Source organism: Streptococcus rubneri (assembly GCF_004785935.1).
GTDB classification, from domain to species: Bacteria; Bacillota; Bacilli; order Lactobacillales; family Streptococcaceae; genus Streptococcus; species Streptococcus rubneri.
This window is the reverse complement of sequence record NZ_SRRP01000003.1, coordinates 57,578-72,247: the sequence shown is the minus strand read 5'-3', so window position 1 is coordinate 72,247 and position 14,670 is coordinate 57,578. Positions and strand designations below refer to the sequence as shown.

The 14,670-nt window shown below is 43.9% G+C and carries 15 protein-coding genes; 3 read left to right on the top strand and 12 right to left on the bottom strand.

Features of this window, described 5'->3' with window-relative positions:
* The first annotated feature begins 1 nt into the window (after position 1).
* Positions 2-787, top strand: a complete 786-nt coding sequence (locus E5S68_RS10220) for an ABC transporter permease (protein WP_003013947.1) — start codon at positions 2-4, stop codon at positions 785-787.
* Positions 788-1,266: 479 nt separating this feature from the next.
* Here E5S68_RS10220 and rpmG read toward each other — a convergent pair whose 3' ends face one another.
* The 4 genes from rpmG to E5S68_RS10200 all read right to left on the bottom strand — a co-directional run bounded on the left by rpmG (position 1,267) and on the right by E5S68_RS10200 (position 2,990).
* Positions 1,267-1,416 carry a 50S ribosomal protein L33 gene (gene rpmG, locus E5S68_RS10215; RefSeq protein WP_001265622.1) on the bottom strand — a complete coding sequence of 50 codons (150 nt, stop codon included), beginning with the start codon at positions 1,414-1,416 and terminating at the stop codon, positions 1,267-1,269.
* Between the two features lie 15 nt (positions 1,417-1,431).
* Entirely contained in the window at positions 1,432-1,614 is a 183-nt protein-coding gene (rpmF, locus tag E5S68_RS10210) for a 50S ribosomal protein L32 (protein ID WP_003009516.1), read from the bottom strand.
* A gap of 150 nt (positions 1,615-1,764) precedes the next feature.
* A complete protein-coding gene (locus E5S68_RS10205; protein WP_003011522.1) occupies positions 1,765-1,965 on the bottom strand; it encodes a type II toxin-antitoxin system antitoxin in 201 nt (66 codons plus the stop codon).
* A 2-nt stretch (positions 1,966-1,967) separates the two neighbouring features.
* Positions 1,968-2,990: an SPFH domain-containing protein gene (locus tag E5S68_RS10200; RefSeq protein ID WP_006595243.1), complete on the bottom strand. Its 1,023-nt coding sequence runs from the start codon at positions 2,988-2,990 to the stop codon at positions 1,968-1,970.
* Positions 2,991-3,178: 188 nt separating this feature from the next.
* Between E5S68_RS10200 and ilvD the strand changes: the two genes are divergently transcribed.
* Positions 3,179-4,882, top strand: a complete 1,704-nt coding sequence (gene ilvD / locus E5S68_RS10195; RefSeq protein WP_135783465.1) for a dihydroxy-acid dehydratase — start codon at positions 3,179-3,181, stop codon at positions 4,880-4,882.
* A 48-nt stretch (positions 4,883-4,930) separates the two neighbouring features.
* Here the strand turns inward: ilvD and E5S68_RS10190 are convergent, their stop codons facing one another.
* On the bottom strand, positions 4,931-5,272 hold the full coding sequence (locus E5S68_RS10190; RefSeq protein ID WP_135783464.1) for a metal-sulfur cluster assembly factor: 342 nt from the start codon (positions 5,270-5,272) through the stop codon (positions 4,931-4,933).
* A 540-nt stretch (positions 5,273-5,812) separates the two neighbouring features.
* On the opposite strand from E5S68_RS10190, the gene E5S68_RS10185 reads away from it, so the two are divergent.
* On the top strand, positions 5,813-6,985 hold the full coding sequence (locus tag E5S68_RS10185; protein WP_135783463.1) for a CynX/NimT family MFS transporter: 1,173 nt from the start codon (positions 5,813-5,815) through the stop codon (positions 6,983-6,985).
* Positions 6,986-7,069: 84 nt separating this feature from the next.
* On the opposite strand, the gene E5S68_RS10180 is transcribed toward E5S68_RS10185, so the two are convergent.
* The 7 genes from E5S68_RS10180 to E5S68_RS10145 all read right to left on the bottom strand — a co-directional run bounded on the left by E5S68_RS10180 (position 7,070) and on the right by E5S68_RS10145 (position 14,666).
* Positions 7,070-8,218: a LysM peptidoglycan-binding domain-containing protein gene (locus E5S68_RS10180; protein ID WP_135783462.1), complete on the bottom strand. Its 1,149-nt coding sequence runs from the start codon at positions 8,216-8,218 to the stop codon at positions 7,070-7,072.
* Between the two features lie 573 nt (positions 8,219-8,791).
* The gene (locus tag E5S68_RS10170) at positions 8,792-9,415 is read right to left on the bottom strand and encodes a V-type ATP synthase subunit D (protein WP_006595248.1); all 624 of its coding nucleotides are present in this window, start codon (positions 9,413-9,415) and stop codon (positions 8,792-8,794) included.
* Between the two features lie 21 nt (positions 9,416-9,436).
* Positions 9,437-10,834, bottom strand: coding sequence for a V-type ATP synthase subunit B (locus E5S68_RS10165; RefSeq protein ID WP_135783461.1), 1,398 nt, complete (start codon positions 10,832-10,834; stop codon positions 9,437-9,439).
* A complete protein-coding gene (locus E5S68_RS10160; protein WP_135783460.1) occupies positions 10,821-12,611 on the bottom strand; it encodes a V-type ATP synthase subunit A in 1,791 nt (596 codons plus the stop codon). The genes E5S68_RS10165 and E5S68_RS10160 overlap by 14 nt, the downstream gene beginning before the upstream one ends.
* A 33-nt stretch (positions 12,612-12,644) precedes the next feature.
* The gene (locus tag E5S68_RS10155) at positions 12,645-13,349 is read right to left on the bottom strand and encodes a GNAT family N-acetyltransferase (RefSeq protein ID WP_135783459.1); all 705 of its coding nucleotides are present in this window, start codon (positions 13,347-13,349) and stop codon (positions 12,645-12,647) included.
* Positions 13,346-13,666 (bottom strand): V-type ATP synthase subunit F, encoded by a 321-nt coding sequence (locus E5S68_RS10150; protein ID WP_023027501.1) that lies wholly within the window; start codon positions 13,664-13,666, stop codon positions 13,346-13,348. The genes E5S68_RS10155 and E5S68_RS10150 overlap by 4 nt, the downstream gene beginning before the upstream one ends.
* The gene (locus E5S68_RS10145) at positions 13,656-14,666 is read right to left on the bottom strand and encodes a V-type ATPase subunit (RefSeq protein WP_135783458.1); all 1,011 of its coding nucleotides are present in this window, start codon (positions 14,664-14,666) and stop codon (positions 13,656-13,658) included. The genes E5S68_RS10150 and E5S68_RS10145 overlap by 11 nt, the downstream gene beginning before the upstream one ends.
* Positions 14,667-14,670 lie beyond the last annotated feature (4 nt).

Below are 14,670 nucleotides of genomic sequence, written 5' to 3'. Positions count from 1 at the left end.
AATGTTTAGAATAAAAGTAATTTTTAGGCTACTTCATTTTGGTTTTAAATCTGATATGAATTTTCATTTTGACTTCTTTTGTGGTCTATTTTCGTCGATACTGTGGATTGGTTTACCTATTGTATTTTTTAGATTGATTTTCTTAAACATAGACTCTTTTAATGGTTGGGACTATTATCAAATTTTATTTTTGGTAGGTTCCTACACTATTGTAGATGGAGTTATGATGGGATTGTTAATTAGAAGTATGGGAATTTTAGAATCAGATATTTTGAGTGGTAACTTGGATCAAATTTTATTGAGGCCGTTTGATACTCAGTTGTTCTATATTTTTAGATCATTTAATTTAGTTCAATTCGTGAATACTTTTTTTGGTCTTGCGATCATTTTTATAAGTTATGGAAATTTAAATGTACATTTAAATTCATTAAAAATATTATTTTATATCCTTTCTTTAATGTGTGGTTGTATTATATATTATTCAATTTGGTTTCTAATAACGATTAGTTCATTTTGGTTCCCAACTAAATTTTCAAAAGTAGATGTATTTTTGAATTATATTGGAATTTCTAAGTATCCATATAATATTTTTACAGGTATTAACAGATTGATCACTATGTTATTTGTTCCCAATTTATTAATTGCCAATCCTGCAGTATTAATATTTTTAGGGAAAGATACATTGAACCTATTTTTCTATCAAATAGTTTTTACAGTTTTTTTGATTATTATCAGTCGTACAATTTTTAGAAAAGGATTGAAAAAATATGAAAGTGCAGGAAGATAAACAATGTTGTTCAGTTATATGTTTGACTAAAGGAAGTGATTCGCTGTACTTTGTTTTGTGGTCATTGAAACATCAGATAATTATAAACTATAATTTAAAGAATAGTATTATTAACTTATAGGTGCTAAGAAAAAATTTAAAGAAATTCCCTCATTCAATCAAACTTATTCATATTTTTTAAAATAAGAAAATAGTTGGATTTTGATGATGGTTGATATAAAGCTAAACTGAAAGTACCTGAAATCCAACTGTGTCAAACCAGGTCATACGATCTGTGAGAAAAAGAACACATAACAAAAAGAGGAGCTTCACAATAAAGTTCCTCTTCTTTTATATATCCGAATCATTATTCTTATTTCAAAAAAGGTAGTGAAAAAGGTAGTGATTCGGTTGATTTATATTGCAATGTAGTGAAATTTAGAATTTCAAGAATCGCTTAAAATCAAGGTTTCTAACATCTATTGACGTGTATTGAACCCCTACTTCACTTCTGTAAACACAACGTGTTTGCGAAGTTTTGGTGAGTATTTCTTCAATTGAAGACGGTCTGGAGTGTTACGTTTGTTTTTAGAAGTAAGGTACAAGCGTTCACCAGATTCTTTGTGTTCAAGTGTAATATTTACGCGCATGGTATCTCCCTTCTATTATTCAGCTGATGCAGCTTTAGCGATCTTACGTCCTTTGTAGTATCCTTTAAGTGATACACGGTGTGAACGTGAGTAATCTCCAGTTGCTTCGTCAAAGTTTACAGATGGAGCTGTTACTTTGTAGTGCGTACGACGTTTGTTTTTCTTCGCTTTTGATGTGCGACGTGCAGGTACTGCCATTTCGTTTTTCTCCTTTTAAGATATAAATTCAATTAGGTTTGATTTTCATCAACTTTAACAGTATAACAAAACTTTTTTGTAAAGTAAAGTTACTTGACAAAAAATTATTAAAAAAATCTCCTGCCTCATCAAATGGGACAGGAGTTCTCCTTAAAGGTCTATTTCAAATGGCTCATCAATCGTTTCCGAAACGTATTTGCCATCCTTTTTTCGTTGCTTGACACATTCTGTCAGCAGGTACTCGATCTGACCATTGACCGATCGAAAGTCATCTTCTGCCCATGATGCGATAGCAGCATATAACTTGGCTGACAATCTAAGTGGAATTTGTTTTTTCTTTTGGTCAGCCATTCTTAATAGAGACTTCCCGTATTGACAATTGGTTGTGCATCATGATTGCCACAGAGAACGACAAGAAGGTTCGAAACCATGGCAGCCTTCCGTTCTTCGTCTAGCTCTACAATCTCTCCTTCGCTCAGGCGTTCAAGGGCCATTTCAACCATCCCAACTGCTCCGTCGACAATCATCTTCCGCGCATCGATAATGGCAGAAGCTTGTTGGCGTTGAAGCATGACAGCTGCGATTTCTGGAGCATAGGCCAAGTAGGTAATACGAGCTTCTAGAATTTCGAGCCCAGCATCTTTTACACGTGCTTGAATCTCTTCTCGAATACGACTGGCCACAATTTCACTGGAGCCTCTTAGGCTACCCTCATCTGCCTGGCCGTCTCCTGTCGTATCGACATTAGGAGCTACATCATAAGGATAGATGCGGACAATATTACGAAGAGCACTATCACACTGCAATGAGAGATATTCTTTGTAGTTATCCACATTGAAGACTGCTTTAGCTGTATCCACTACACGCCAAGTGACTGCAATACCGATTTCTACAGGATTTCCCAAACAGTCATTAATCTTCTGACGAGAGTTATTCAAGGTCATCACTTTTAAGGAAATATTCTTTTTACCTGTCTCGATAGAAATATTGTTACCTTCTGCTGTTTTACTGACAGACATGGGTGACTTGGTGGTGACATCACCACTTTGGCCCAAGCGGGTGTTATTGGCAGGATTGACAGCGACACAGAAGGGATTGACAAAGTAAATACCCGCTTCTCGAATGGTTCCAATATAGTTCCCAAACAAGGTCAAAACCAAGGCCTCTTGCGGTTTAATAATTTTGATCCCCGCATAGCACACCAGACTAGCAATAAAGAGAAAAATACAGGTAATAACTGCAATCGCAAGTGGAAAACCTTCTGGTAGACTAGCAATCGCACTAATAAAAGCTAAAACTAAGACAAGATCCCCAACTAGCAAGCCTATAAGGGCAGCTAAGCCGTTTTTCTTTTGGGTTAAAATTTTTTCTTCCATGGGACGAACCCTTCTTTCTTTGTGATATCTAAATGATATCACTTTGCTTACAAAAGTCAAGATATAACTGTAAATTATTTTAGCAAGAAACCGAGCAAGCTGAATTGTCTGAAAATTCAAGAATTTTCTTCTATCGTTGAAGCTTGAATTGTGCTATAATAATAAAAAATACGATGAGAGGGAATCAGATGACAGAATTAGATACACGCCATCGCAGTAGCGTCTACGACAGCATGGTTAAATCCCCTAACCGGGCTATGCTTCGGGCAACTGGGATGACAGATGAAAACTTTGAAAAGCCAATCGTAGGGGTAATCTCTACTTGGGCTGAAAACACACCGTGTAACATGCACCTGCATGATTTTGGGAAATTGGCCAAAGAAGGTGTAAAAGATGCGGGAGCTTGGCCGGTTCAATTTGGAACCATTACGGTTGCGGATGGGATCGCTATGGGGACACCAGGGATGCGCTTCTCCTTGACTTCTCGTGATATCATTGCGGACTCTATCGAAGCGGCTATGGGGGGGCACAACGTGGATGCCTTTGTGGCCATCGGTGGCTGTGATAAGAATATGCCTGGATCGATGATTGCCATTGCCAACATGGATATTCCGGCTATTTTTGCCTACGGAGGAACCATTGCTCCAGGTAATCTGAACGGTAAGGATATCGACTTGGTTTCTGTTTTCGAAGGGATTGGGAAATGGAACCATGGTGACATGACTGCTGAAGAAGTGAAAGATCTTGAGTGTAATGCCTGCCCTGGCCCTGGTGGCTGTGGTGGAATGTACACTGCCAACACCATGGCGACAGCGATCGAGGTCCTTGGTATGAGCTTGCCAGGTTCCTCTTCTCACCCTGCTGAATCAGCAGATAAAAAAGCTGATATCGAAGAAGCGGGTCGTGCAGTTGTGAAAATGCTTGAAATGGGACTCAAGCCATCTAACATCTTGACCCGTGAAGCCTTTGAAGATGCTATTACGGTGACCATGGCGCTGGGTGGCTCAACCAATGCGACCCTTCACTTGCTCGCGATTGCTCACGCAGCCAATGTGGACTTGACCCTTGAAGACTTCAATGATTTCCAAGAGCGCGTGCCTCACTTGGCAGACTTAAAACCTTCTGGTCAATACGTCTTCCAAGACCTTTACAATGTCGGTGGTGTGCCTGCCGTCATGAAATATCTTCTTAAGAATGGGTTCCTTCATGGAGATCGCATCACATGTACTGGTAAAACAGTAGCTGAGAACTTGGAAGCCTTCGCTGATTTGACACCGGGTCAAAAAGTCATCATGCCACTTGAAAATCCGAAACGTGCGGATGGTCCATTGATCATCTTGAAAGGGAACTTGGCTCCAGAAGGGGCGGTTGCTAAAGTATCAGGTGTGAAAGTTCGTAACATCACGGGTCCTGCTAAGGTCTTTGACTCCGAAGAAGCTGCCATTGAAGCGGTTCTTTCGGATGAAATCGTGGATGGCGACGTTGTTGTTGTCCGCTTCGTAGGTCCTAAGGGTGGTCCTGGTATGCCAGAAATGCTATCCTTGTCATCCATGATCGTTGGGAAAGGTCAAGGGGACAAGGTGGCCCTCTTGACAGACGGACGCTTCTCTGGTGGTACTTATGGTCTCGTTGTTGGACATATCGCGCCTGAAGCTCAGGTCGGTGGCCCAATCGCCTACCTCCACACAGGGGATTTGGTGACAGTTGACCAAGATACCAAAGAAATCACCATGCATGTCTCAGACGAAGAATTGGCGAAACGGAAGGCTGAGACAACCTTGCCACCACTCTATAGCCGCGGGGTTCTCGGTAAGTATGCCCACACGGTATCCTCTGCTTCACGCGGTGCCGTGACCGACTTCTGGAATATGGAACAGTCTGGTAAACAATAAGATATGAAAAAACTCACTTTACGAATTCGTAAAATGAGTTTTAATTTTTTAACGTGGGGGTAATCCGAGGGCAATGCGCCCGTAGCGACTGATCCGAGTAATTTTCCAAGCCGGCGACCAAGTTACTTCTACTTTGACATCCTCAATCCCCTCAATCTCCTTCAGGCGAGCGACGATTTCGATAGGAAGACTCTCGGCACAGCTACAGGCAGTATCGGTAAAGGTCATAACCACCTTACAGGTTCCTTCTTCGTCCAGATCCAACTCGTAAATCAAACCGAGGTTGTAGACATCCAATTCAACATCTGTATCAAACACAAGCTCTAACTTTTCAATCAATTGTTTCTCCAGTGCTAGGGCACGGTCGTTAATCTTGATATCCTCTCTCATCTCGCTATCCTTTCCCTCATTTGATGACAACTATTTTCTCACAATTCTGACAATAATGCAAGTTAACCTAAAATGAGATCAGATTCCAGTCACAATCAAACCATCCGTCTTAAGACTGATTTAAAATTACAGGAACTTATCTTAAGTTTTCTTTAAGTTTTCCGATTTATACTAATATCATCAAATGAAGACCTCCTAACTTTGTTTGATAGAAAATCCTAAACTTTTTCATAATAATCTCCCATAAAGGCCACCAAATCAGGTGGCTTTTTTTCTACGTACCTTTACGAGGATCGGCAAGTTTAGATACGTTGACGCAGTTTGAGCGAAGCGAAAACGACGTTCCTATAAACATATGTGCGAAAAAAGTTTTAAAACCTTCAAAAAATTTTTTCAGTTCGATCTTTCTATTGTTTACTATATTTATAAGCAAAACAGCTATTTTACAAGCTTTATCCCCCGATAATTCCTTTTGCCTCCTCCAAGTTCTTGTGCTATAATGATACGGATGCTGTTCATGTTTGAATAAGGAGGTACATTATGAAACGAAACCATTCACGTTTTCTCATTCCAGGGATCCTTTTACTAGGAGTGGTCTTGCGGGCCCCATTTACGACCCTATCCACTGTCTTATCAGATATTGCTACTAGCTTTGGGGTCGAAGTCAGCTCTCTCGGTCTCTTGACGAGTCTGCCACTCTTGACCTTCGCTATTTTCTCTCCTTTTGCTACTAGCTGGGCGAGACGCTTTGGGATTGAGCGACTTTTTCTCGGAGTTTTGATCCTGATGACGATTGGATCTGCTCTTCGTACCATTAATCTGCCTCTCCTCTATGTGGGAACTCTTTTGATTGGTGCTGCTATTGCCTTTATCAATGTCCTTCTACCTAGCTTAATCCAAGCCAATGAGCCAAAACGTCTTGGCTTCTTGACAACCCTCTATATCACTGCAATGGGCTTGTCTACTGCGGTAGCTTCTTCTGTCGCTGTTCCTATTACTCAAGCTACCTCCTGGCAAGGCCTGGTCTGGGTGTTGACCCTTGTCTGTGCGGTTGCTCTTGTGATCTGGCTCCCTAATACTCGTCACAATCATTATTTGAAACAAAGCTCTTCGCCACACGACAAGAAAGAGAGCTGGTATAAGAATAGCAAGGTTTGGGCTATCATGTTTTTCTGTGGTCTACAGTCTCTCTTGTTCTATACCACGATGACCTGGCTTCCTACTATGGCGACCCAGGCCGGTATCAGTCAAGCCAATGCCGGAATTTTAGCATCTGTATTCACCCTGATGAGTATTCCCTTCTCTGTGACCATTCCAAGTCTCACCACTAGCCTTTCTGCACGAAACCGTCACATCATGCTGATAACGACTGTTTTAGCTGGTTTTACCGGAATTGCCATGCTTTTGGTCAAGACAGACAATTTCGTATACTGGTTAATCCTCAATCTCCTAATTGGAAGTTTTACTAGTATCTTATTCCCTTACCTCATGGTCACCTTCTCCATGAAGTCTAGCTCTCCTGAGAAAACTGCTCAACTCTCTGGACTAGCTCAAACAGGAGGATATATCTTTGCTGCTCTCGGACCTGTCTTGTTTGGTTCAAGCCAACAAGTCTTCCACTCTTGGACACCTGGTATTTTAATTCTTCTTGTCATTGTTTTATTCATGAGTACTGCTCTCTATCAAGTAGAGAAATCTGATGTTATCCTATAATCCAATAAATCCCATTGATCAAATGGGGTTTATTTTTATACAAAAAAAGAATCAGGATAATCCTGATTCTTTTGTATGACTTAATTATTCGTAGAATGACACGTGTACGTGGTCGTAGTGATTTTCTGTTACGCTACCACGGTCTGGCATTTCATTCCATGTATTTGCTGGTCCATAAATGTTATTTACCGGAGCATAGAAACGTTGTTTCCAGATGATATAAGAAATTCCATTTTCTTGCATATGATCGATTGCATATTGAGCAACTTGGTCTCCGATTGCTGAGCTTTCTGGAACCATGACGTCAACCGCAAGTCCTTTACCGTGATCTTCTGGATCACCAGGACGGTAACCACCGATATCAGTCAAGCCAAGTTCATTTATTACTTGTTCTTTGAATTTAATCGCTTGAGGTTGAAGACCTTCATTTGAAGTAGGTGTCGCGGTTGAAGCCGTTGTATCCACCAACGCTGCTGGTGCTCCGTATTGTGGAGTTGATGCAACACTTGCTACTTCTGGCTCAGCAGGAGTTTCAACGACTGGCGCTGGTTCAGCTACTGGCTCAGCTGGTGCCTCTGGAGCTGCTGCTGGGGTTGCTACTACTTCTTCAGCAGGTTGTGCAGGAGCTTCTGCCACAGGAGCCGGTGCCTCTTCTGCTACAGGCGCTACTTCTGCTGGAGTTTCAGATACTGGAGCCGCCTCCGGAGCAACAGATGCAGCTACGTTATCTGCTACTGATGCTACAATTGCAGGGGCATCAGAAACTTCTACAGCTTGGTTGTCTGCAACAGCAACTGGTTTTGTCAAATCGCCAACTGCAACCGTTTGGTTATCCACTTTGATTTGGTTATTGGTCAAGTCAGCTGAAGTTGTCACGGATGCATCCGCATTTCCTGCTGTAGGTGTTTGGATTTCTACACCTGTCACTTGATTTTGATCATTGACAGTAGTTGTCAAAACAGTACCTGGGAAAATCAAGTCCATGTTGCTGATTTGGTTCAAGTTTGCCAAAACAGTTACATCAACATTCAAAGCTTGCGCAATCGTGCTTAAGGTATCTCCATATTTGATGGTATAGGTTTGTTTGTTTTCTGAAGTTGAAATATCAGCACGAATTTCATCTACTGAACGAGCAATCCAATCGCCGTTTGTTTCTGCTTTACTAGTGGTAAAAGGCAAAACTGCCATTGCAACGGTTGAAGCAATTAAAGCTTTTTTATTTACGTTTTTCATACATTCTTTCCTTATTTTTTATTTATTGGAGAGATTTCTCCAAATGAATACGTCTACTATTTTACCACAATTTTTCTCCAAAAAATAAGCTCCACCCTCTTTTAATCGAACTGTCCCTAACTTGTAACATTTCTCTTTTCTTGTCATATTTCTTTAACATCTATTAAAAACTAGTGCTATTTGGTAAATCAAATGAATTTGTACATTTATCATAGGCTATCCTTTGCCCATAAATAACCTTTAGCAGACTCATTTAGAGCGATACATAGGTTGAGAGCTAATAGAAAATAGCACCCCAAGGTCATGTCCTGTAGACATCACTTGGGGTGCTGTTTTTAACGGCTTTGTATCTTATAACTGAACACGCCTACAACTCTTTGGAAAAAGATAAATCCAACTAGAAGCGGTCGCTTCGTCGTTGGATTTCCTATTTTCCTTTGAGTTGCTTAACGGCTTTGTATCTTATAACTGAACACGCCTACAACTCTTTGGAAAAAGATAAATCCAACTAGAAGCGGTCGCTTCGTCGTTGGATTTCCTATTTTCCTTTGAGTTGCTTAACGGCTTTGTATCTTATTTGACCTTCATCATTCTGACGAGGTTAGCTCGTTCGGCTTCTTCGAGTTTCATTTCGATATAATAGATGGTTTCCTTGAGGTCTGGAATGGTCGCATACTCCAGTCCATTGACCCGACGGCGCGTTTTTTCAATCTCATCCGCCATGAGCTGACAGGTCTTTTCAATCTCTGCTAAGCGCAACAGGTCTGGAAGGAGCTCTTCCATTTCTTGAATGGTACTATCCATCTGACTATTGGAAGCCACGTAGCTGTAAACCACGTCTCCCTCATCGTCTCCATACGGATTATCGATATGAGCATGCATCTTGGGCACGCGCACACTCATGATGTTCTCCGTCTCGATATGCAGGCTGACCTCCCGCGTCGGAACTGCAAAGATTTCCTGAACCATGAGGTCATTCTCCAGACATTTAGCGAGGACAAATTCTTGCATATTGCCAATGAGAGCTGCCTCAACCTTCTGGCGGAGGCGGTCATTTTCACGGACCGATTCGATGAAGCGTCGCATGAGTTCATCCCGCTTGTCCTTGAGAAGTTTATGTCCTCTAGTTGCTGTCTTCAGACGCTCTTTGAGGGTATTTAACTCCATCCGGGTGGGTTTGACATTTAATCGTGCCATTTGACTTCCTCCTTTCTACTCCTAGGCTTGTGCTTCCTTGGAAGTTTTTGGGAGGTATTCATCAATCATATCATCCTTGATCCGCTTGAGCTCTGTCCGTGGCAAGATAGACAGCAATTCCCAACCTAGATCCAGACTTTCTTGAATGGTCCGATTGGTAGTAAAGCCTTGGTTGATGTATTCTTTCTCAAAACGATCGGTAAATTTGACATAGAGCTTGTCTGTATCTGACAAGGCAGACTCTCCAAGAACCACAGCTAACTCTTTTGCTTGTTTCCCTTGAGCATAGGCCGCAAAGAGCTGGTTCATGGTCGCCGCATGGTCTTTCCGAGTCTTACCTTCACCAGAACCCTTGTCTTTCAAACGAGAAAGGGAAGGAAGGACATTGATCGGTGGACGGTAACCACTATTGTAGAGATCACGAGACAGAATAATCTGACCTTCGGTGATGTAGCCTGTCAAGTCAGGGATTGGGTGGGTGATGTCATCCTCCGGCATGGAAAGGATTGGAATCTGAGTCACAGATCCCTTCTTCCCAACCAAGCGTCCCGCACGTTCGTAGAGGGTCGAGAGGTTGGTATAAAGATACCCTGGATATCCCCGACGTCCTGGAACCTCCCGGCGAGCAGCGGAGACTTCCCGAAGGGCTTCACAGTAGTTGGTCATGTCAGTCATGATAACCAAGACGTGCATGTCTTTTTCATAGGCCAAATATTCTGCCGCGGTCAAGGCGATCCGAGGGGTCGCAATCCGCTCGATAGCTGGGTCATTAGCTAGGTTGATGAAGAGGACAGAGCGGTCAATGGCTCCTGTCTCCCGCAGATCGTTCATAAAGAACTCCGCTTCTTCAAAGGTAATCCCCATGGCTGCAAAGACCACGGCGAAATTTTCTTCGGAATTGAGAACTGTCGCCTGGCGAGCAATTTGAGCAGCCAATTCTTTATGAGGAAGCCCTGATCCAGAGAATACCGGAAGCTTTTGCCCCCGAACCAAGGTGTTCAAGTGGTCAATGGCCGAGATTCCTGTCTGGATAAATTCATCTGGATAGTCCCGTGATACTGGGTTGATGGCTTGACCGTCAATGTCCAAGTACTTCTCTGGGATAATCTCTGGACCACCATCGATCGGTTTGCCCATCCCGTTAAAGATCCGGCCCACCATGTCTTCGGACACTGGAAGTTCTAGGGGACGTCCGGTAAAGCGAACCTTGGCTTTTTCCAAGTTGATCCCGCTAGATCCTTCAAAGAGTTGGACCATGGCCTTGTCTTCTTGGACTTCGAGGACTTGTCCCTGACGGGTTGTTCCGTCATGGAGCTTGATTTCTACGAGTTCATTGTAGTGAACCCCTTGAACCTGATCGACAATCATCAAGGGGCCAACAACTTCGCTGACAGTACGGTATTCTTTAATCACGCTCATTGTCTACTCCTCCTTGGGCTACGATTTGGTGTAGGGATTCTACGATTTCTTCTTTCAAGGCTTGGATGGTGCCCAACTGATCCTCATGGATGAACTTGCTACGGGCAATGCGGTCCCGAAGGTCTACCGTTCCTTCCATGATTTCTGTGAAGTAGGCCCCTAATTCTAGCGCTTTCTGACTTTCTTGGTCAAAGGTCAAAATGTTGGTCAACAAGGCAACCTGCTTGCTAAAGGAAGTATAGGTATCGACCTCATCAAAGGCATTTTGTTGCAAGTAGTCTTCACGGATCATCTTGGCCGCATTCATAGTTAAGCGGTCTTTTTCAGACAAGGAATCCAGACCAACCAAACGCACGATTTCTTGCAATTCACTCTCTTTTTGCAACAGGTTCATGGCGCGGGTCACTTTTTCTGCCCAGCTAATCTGCTCATGCTGATCGATATATTGGCCCACCTCATCCTGGTAAAGGGAATAAGAACTCAACCAGTTGATGGCTGGGAAATGGCGACGCTGCGCCAACTGAGCATCTAGTCCCCAGAAGACCTTGACGATCCGCAGGGTGTTTTGGGTCACCGGCTCTGAGATATCTCCACCCGGAGGAGAAACGGCACCGATCGCCGTAATAGAGCCTTCACGCGCAGTGGTTCCAAGTGTCTTGACTCGACCGGCCCGTTCGTAGTACTCAGCAATCCGGCTACCAAGGTAGGCCGGGTAACCTTCATCCCCTGGCATTTCTTCTAGACGACCAGACATTTCACGAAGAGCTTCTGCCCAGCGCGATGTAGAATCGGCCATGATGGCAACGGAATAGCCCATATCACGGAAATATTCGGCAATGGTGATCCCTGTGTAGATGGAAGCTTCACGCGCTGCCACCGGCATATTCGAAGTGTTGGCGATCAGAACCGTCCGTTGCATGATGGATTGGCCGGTTGTTGGATCAATCAATTCTGGAAATTCATTCAGAACGTCCGTCATTTCATTTCCACGTTCCCCACAACCGACATAAATCACGATGTCTACATTGGCAAACTTGGCCACCTGGTGTTGCACAACTGTTTTTCCAGCTCCGAAAGGACCAGGAACAGCTGCAGCTCCACCTTTAGTAACAGGGAAGAAGGTATCAATAACCCGTTGACCTGTGACTAAAGGCTCTACCGGAATCAGTTTTTGTGCAAAGGGACGGCCTCGACGAACTGGCCATTTTTGCATCAAGGTTCCGGTAAAGAGACTGCCATCTGCCTGCTCGATCTCATAAACCGGCTCTTCTACTGTGTAAGAACCTGCTGCGATCTTGGTCACACGTCCACTGACTCCAAATGGTATCATGATGCGGTGTTCCACCATATTGGTCTCCTGAACGGTACCAACGATGTCTCCTGCGACTACCTCAGTTCCTTCTGCTACACTTGGTTCGAAGGTCCATTTGGTGTCACGATCGAGATTAGGAACTTGCACCCCACGAACCAAAAAATCGCTGGCGGTGACTTCTTGGAAACGTTCCAAGGGACGTTGGATCCCGTCAAACATCTGAGAAATCAAGCCTGGTCCCAACTCGACAGAAAGGGGAGCTCCAGTTGTTACCACTGGTTCTCCTGGACCGACTCCAGACGTTTCTTCATATACTTGGATAGATGCTTCATCCCGACGCATCTCAATAATTTCACCAATCAAACCAAGATCGCCGACCCGGCAAATGTCTTGGATATTGGCCTCCTGCATCCCTGATGCAACCACCAAGGGACCGGAAACTTTAATAATTTTTCCTTGAGTCATGTATTCCTCCTGGGAATCCTTTGTTTCTTTGTTTTACTTTTGTGCTATCTCTCTTAGAGATTGCTTTTGTTGACCATTGGCCTCGAAATTGCTTGGATCCAACCAAGCTTCGAAACGCTCTTTGATAGCTGGCCATTCTTGGTCAATGATAGACAACCAATCTGTGTCTCGAGTCCGACCTTTATAAACAACAGCCTGACGGAAACACCCTTCGTAGGTGAAACCCAGGCGCTCAGCTGCTTTGCGAGAAGCTTGGTTTAAGGCATCGCATTTCCACTCATAGCGGCGGTAGCCTAACTCCTCAAACACATAGCGTGCTAACAGATACTGGGCTTCGGTTGCCATGCGAGTCTTCTGGAGCGCTGGTGAGTAGGTCACTGCTCCGACTTCGATCACCCGGTTGGCTGGATCGATCCGCATGAGAGAAAAAGTCCCTAATGCCTTGCCCGAATCTTTGTCTACAATCGCATAGTAAAAGCGACCTTGGGCTGCCATGAGATCATCTAATAAGCGGTCCCACTCCTCTTCATTTCGGGCAGGGCCTTTGAACAGATAGGTCCACATAGATGCTGGGGAGGCTGGCCCGTAGACCTGATAAAGATCCGCCCCGTGTTTTTCTTTTGACAGGCGCTCAATTACGGTATAGCGACCCTCAATCCGCTCAATAGCTGGCAAGCGCCCCGGTGTAAAATCCGGCAGTGCATCTCCAATCGCTTGACCAAATTCATTTGTTCTCATAAAATATCCTGTCCTACTGCTTTTTCGACATTATCGCGAATGCGTTGCCGTCCCAGTCCAGTCGAGCCCTTATGAGTAGGAATCAAGATGACGGCTGGGGTTACTTGCCGATCGTAGTGGGCAATGGTATCTGGGATTTCCTGAGCCATATCCTCCGTCAGATAGATGATGCCAAAATCTTCTTGGCTCAAGTGACGTAAGGTGTTGATGGTTTCTTGAGCTTCTGCTACGGGAAAGGTCTGAAAGCCAATCATTTGAAAAGGAAGGATAGCATCACGATTTCCTACAACGGCAATTTTTTGCGTTTTACTGGCCATAGATCGGTCTCATCCTTTCTTTTATTTTGTCAATTGGAAGCTGATTATCTAGCCCCGTTAAGACCAAACGAAGATTCTTCACCTCCAGCTCTTTTCCGAAAAGATAGCGAGCTAAGGGTAAGGGACCGTCTGTCTCAAAGGAAGCTTGTTCTAAAATCCGGTACTTGATCACATGCTCCAGGTATTCCACTGTCTCAGCGGTCACTCTGCCTGCTCGCATCTGCTCTTCATACCGAGTCAATTCCACATCATAAGGCAGGGGATTGACTTGTTGGAACCAACTGATGAGATGCCCCTGCTCCACATGCTGGATGACTTCTCCTGCTGACAGGGTACCTGCATCAGACAAGAGTTGCTTCATAAAGCTGCGTGGCTTTTTCAAGCTGAGAGCCCGCTCAACTGTGATGACATTGTAACAATCAATGGTCAAGGTGACTAGGGATTCTAAAAGCGGATGCCCGAGATCTTTCGCCAAGCGTTTGAGATGATCAAAGTAAGCTAGATCCATACCAATCTCCAAAACCCGAATATCCTGATAGTCGACATATTCCTGCCAGGTCGCTGCTACTTCTTGAGCCATAAACTCTGGGCAGTTCTCTGAAGAAAAGGTCTTGGATACTTGTTCAAGAACCGCTAAGGAATAGGGACCTGCATCCAATAACAAGAAATTCAACTCCCGCCCCGTTGCTCGCTCTTTCAAGAAGACCTTGAGATTGTGATAGGTGTACTTGAGGGCAAAGAGGTCGACCACTGCTGGGTTTGGAGCTACCTGATAAGCCCAATCGTACTCAGCTAGAAGGTGCTTCATCAAGGCTTGCTCGACCACTTGGACTTGACGCAGTTGATCTGCCTCCAAGGCATAGGCCGTCCCTTGCAAGAGATTAGCACGCGCTTCTGCATCGGAACTGTTCAGAAGGGCATCAAACTGAGCTGGGCTCAAAAAACTAGCTTCACGTACACTAATCCCGGTATTTACTTGAGAATACGTCCGTTCACTCATAGGC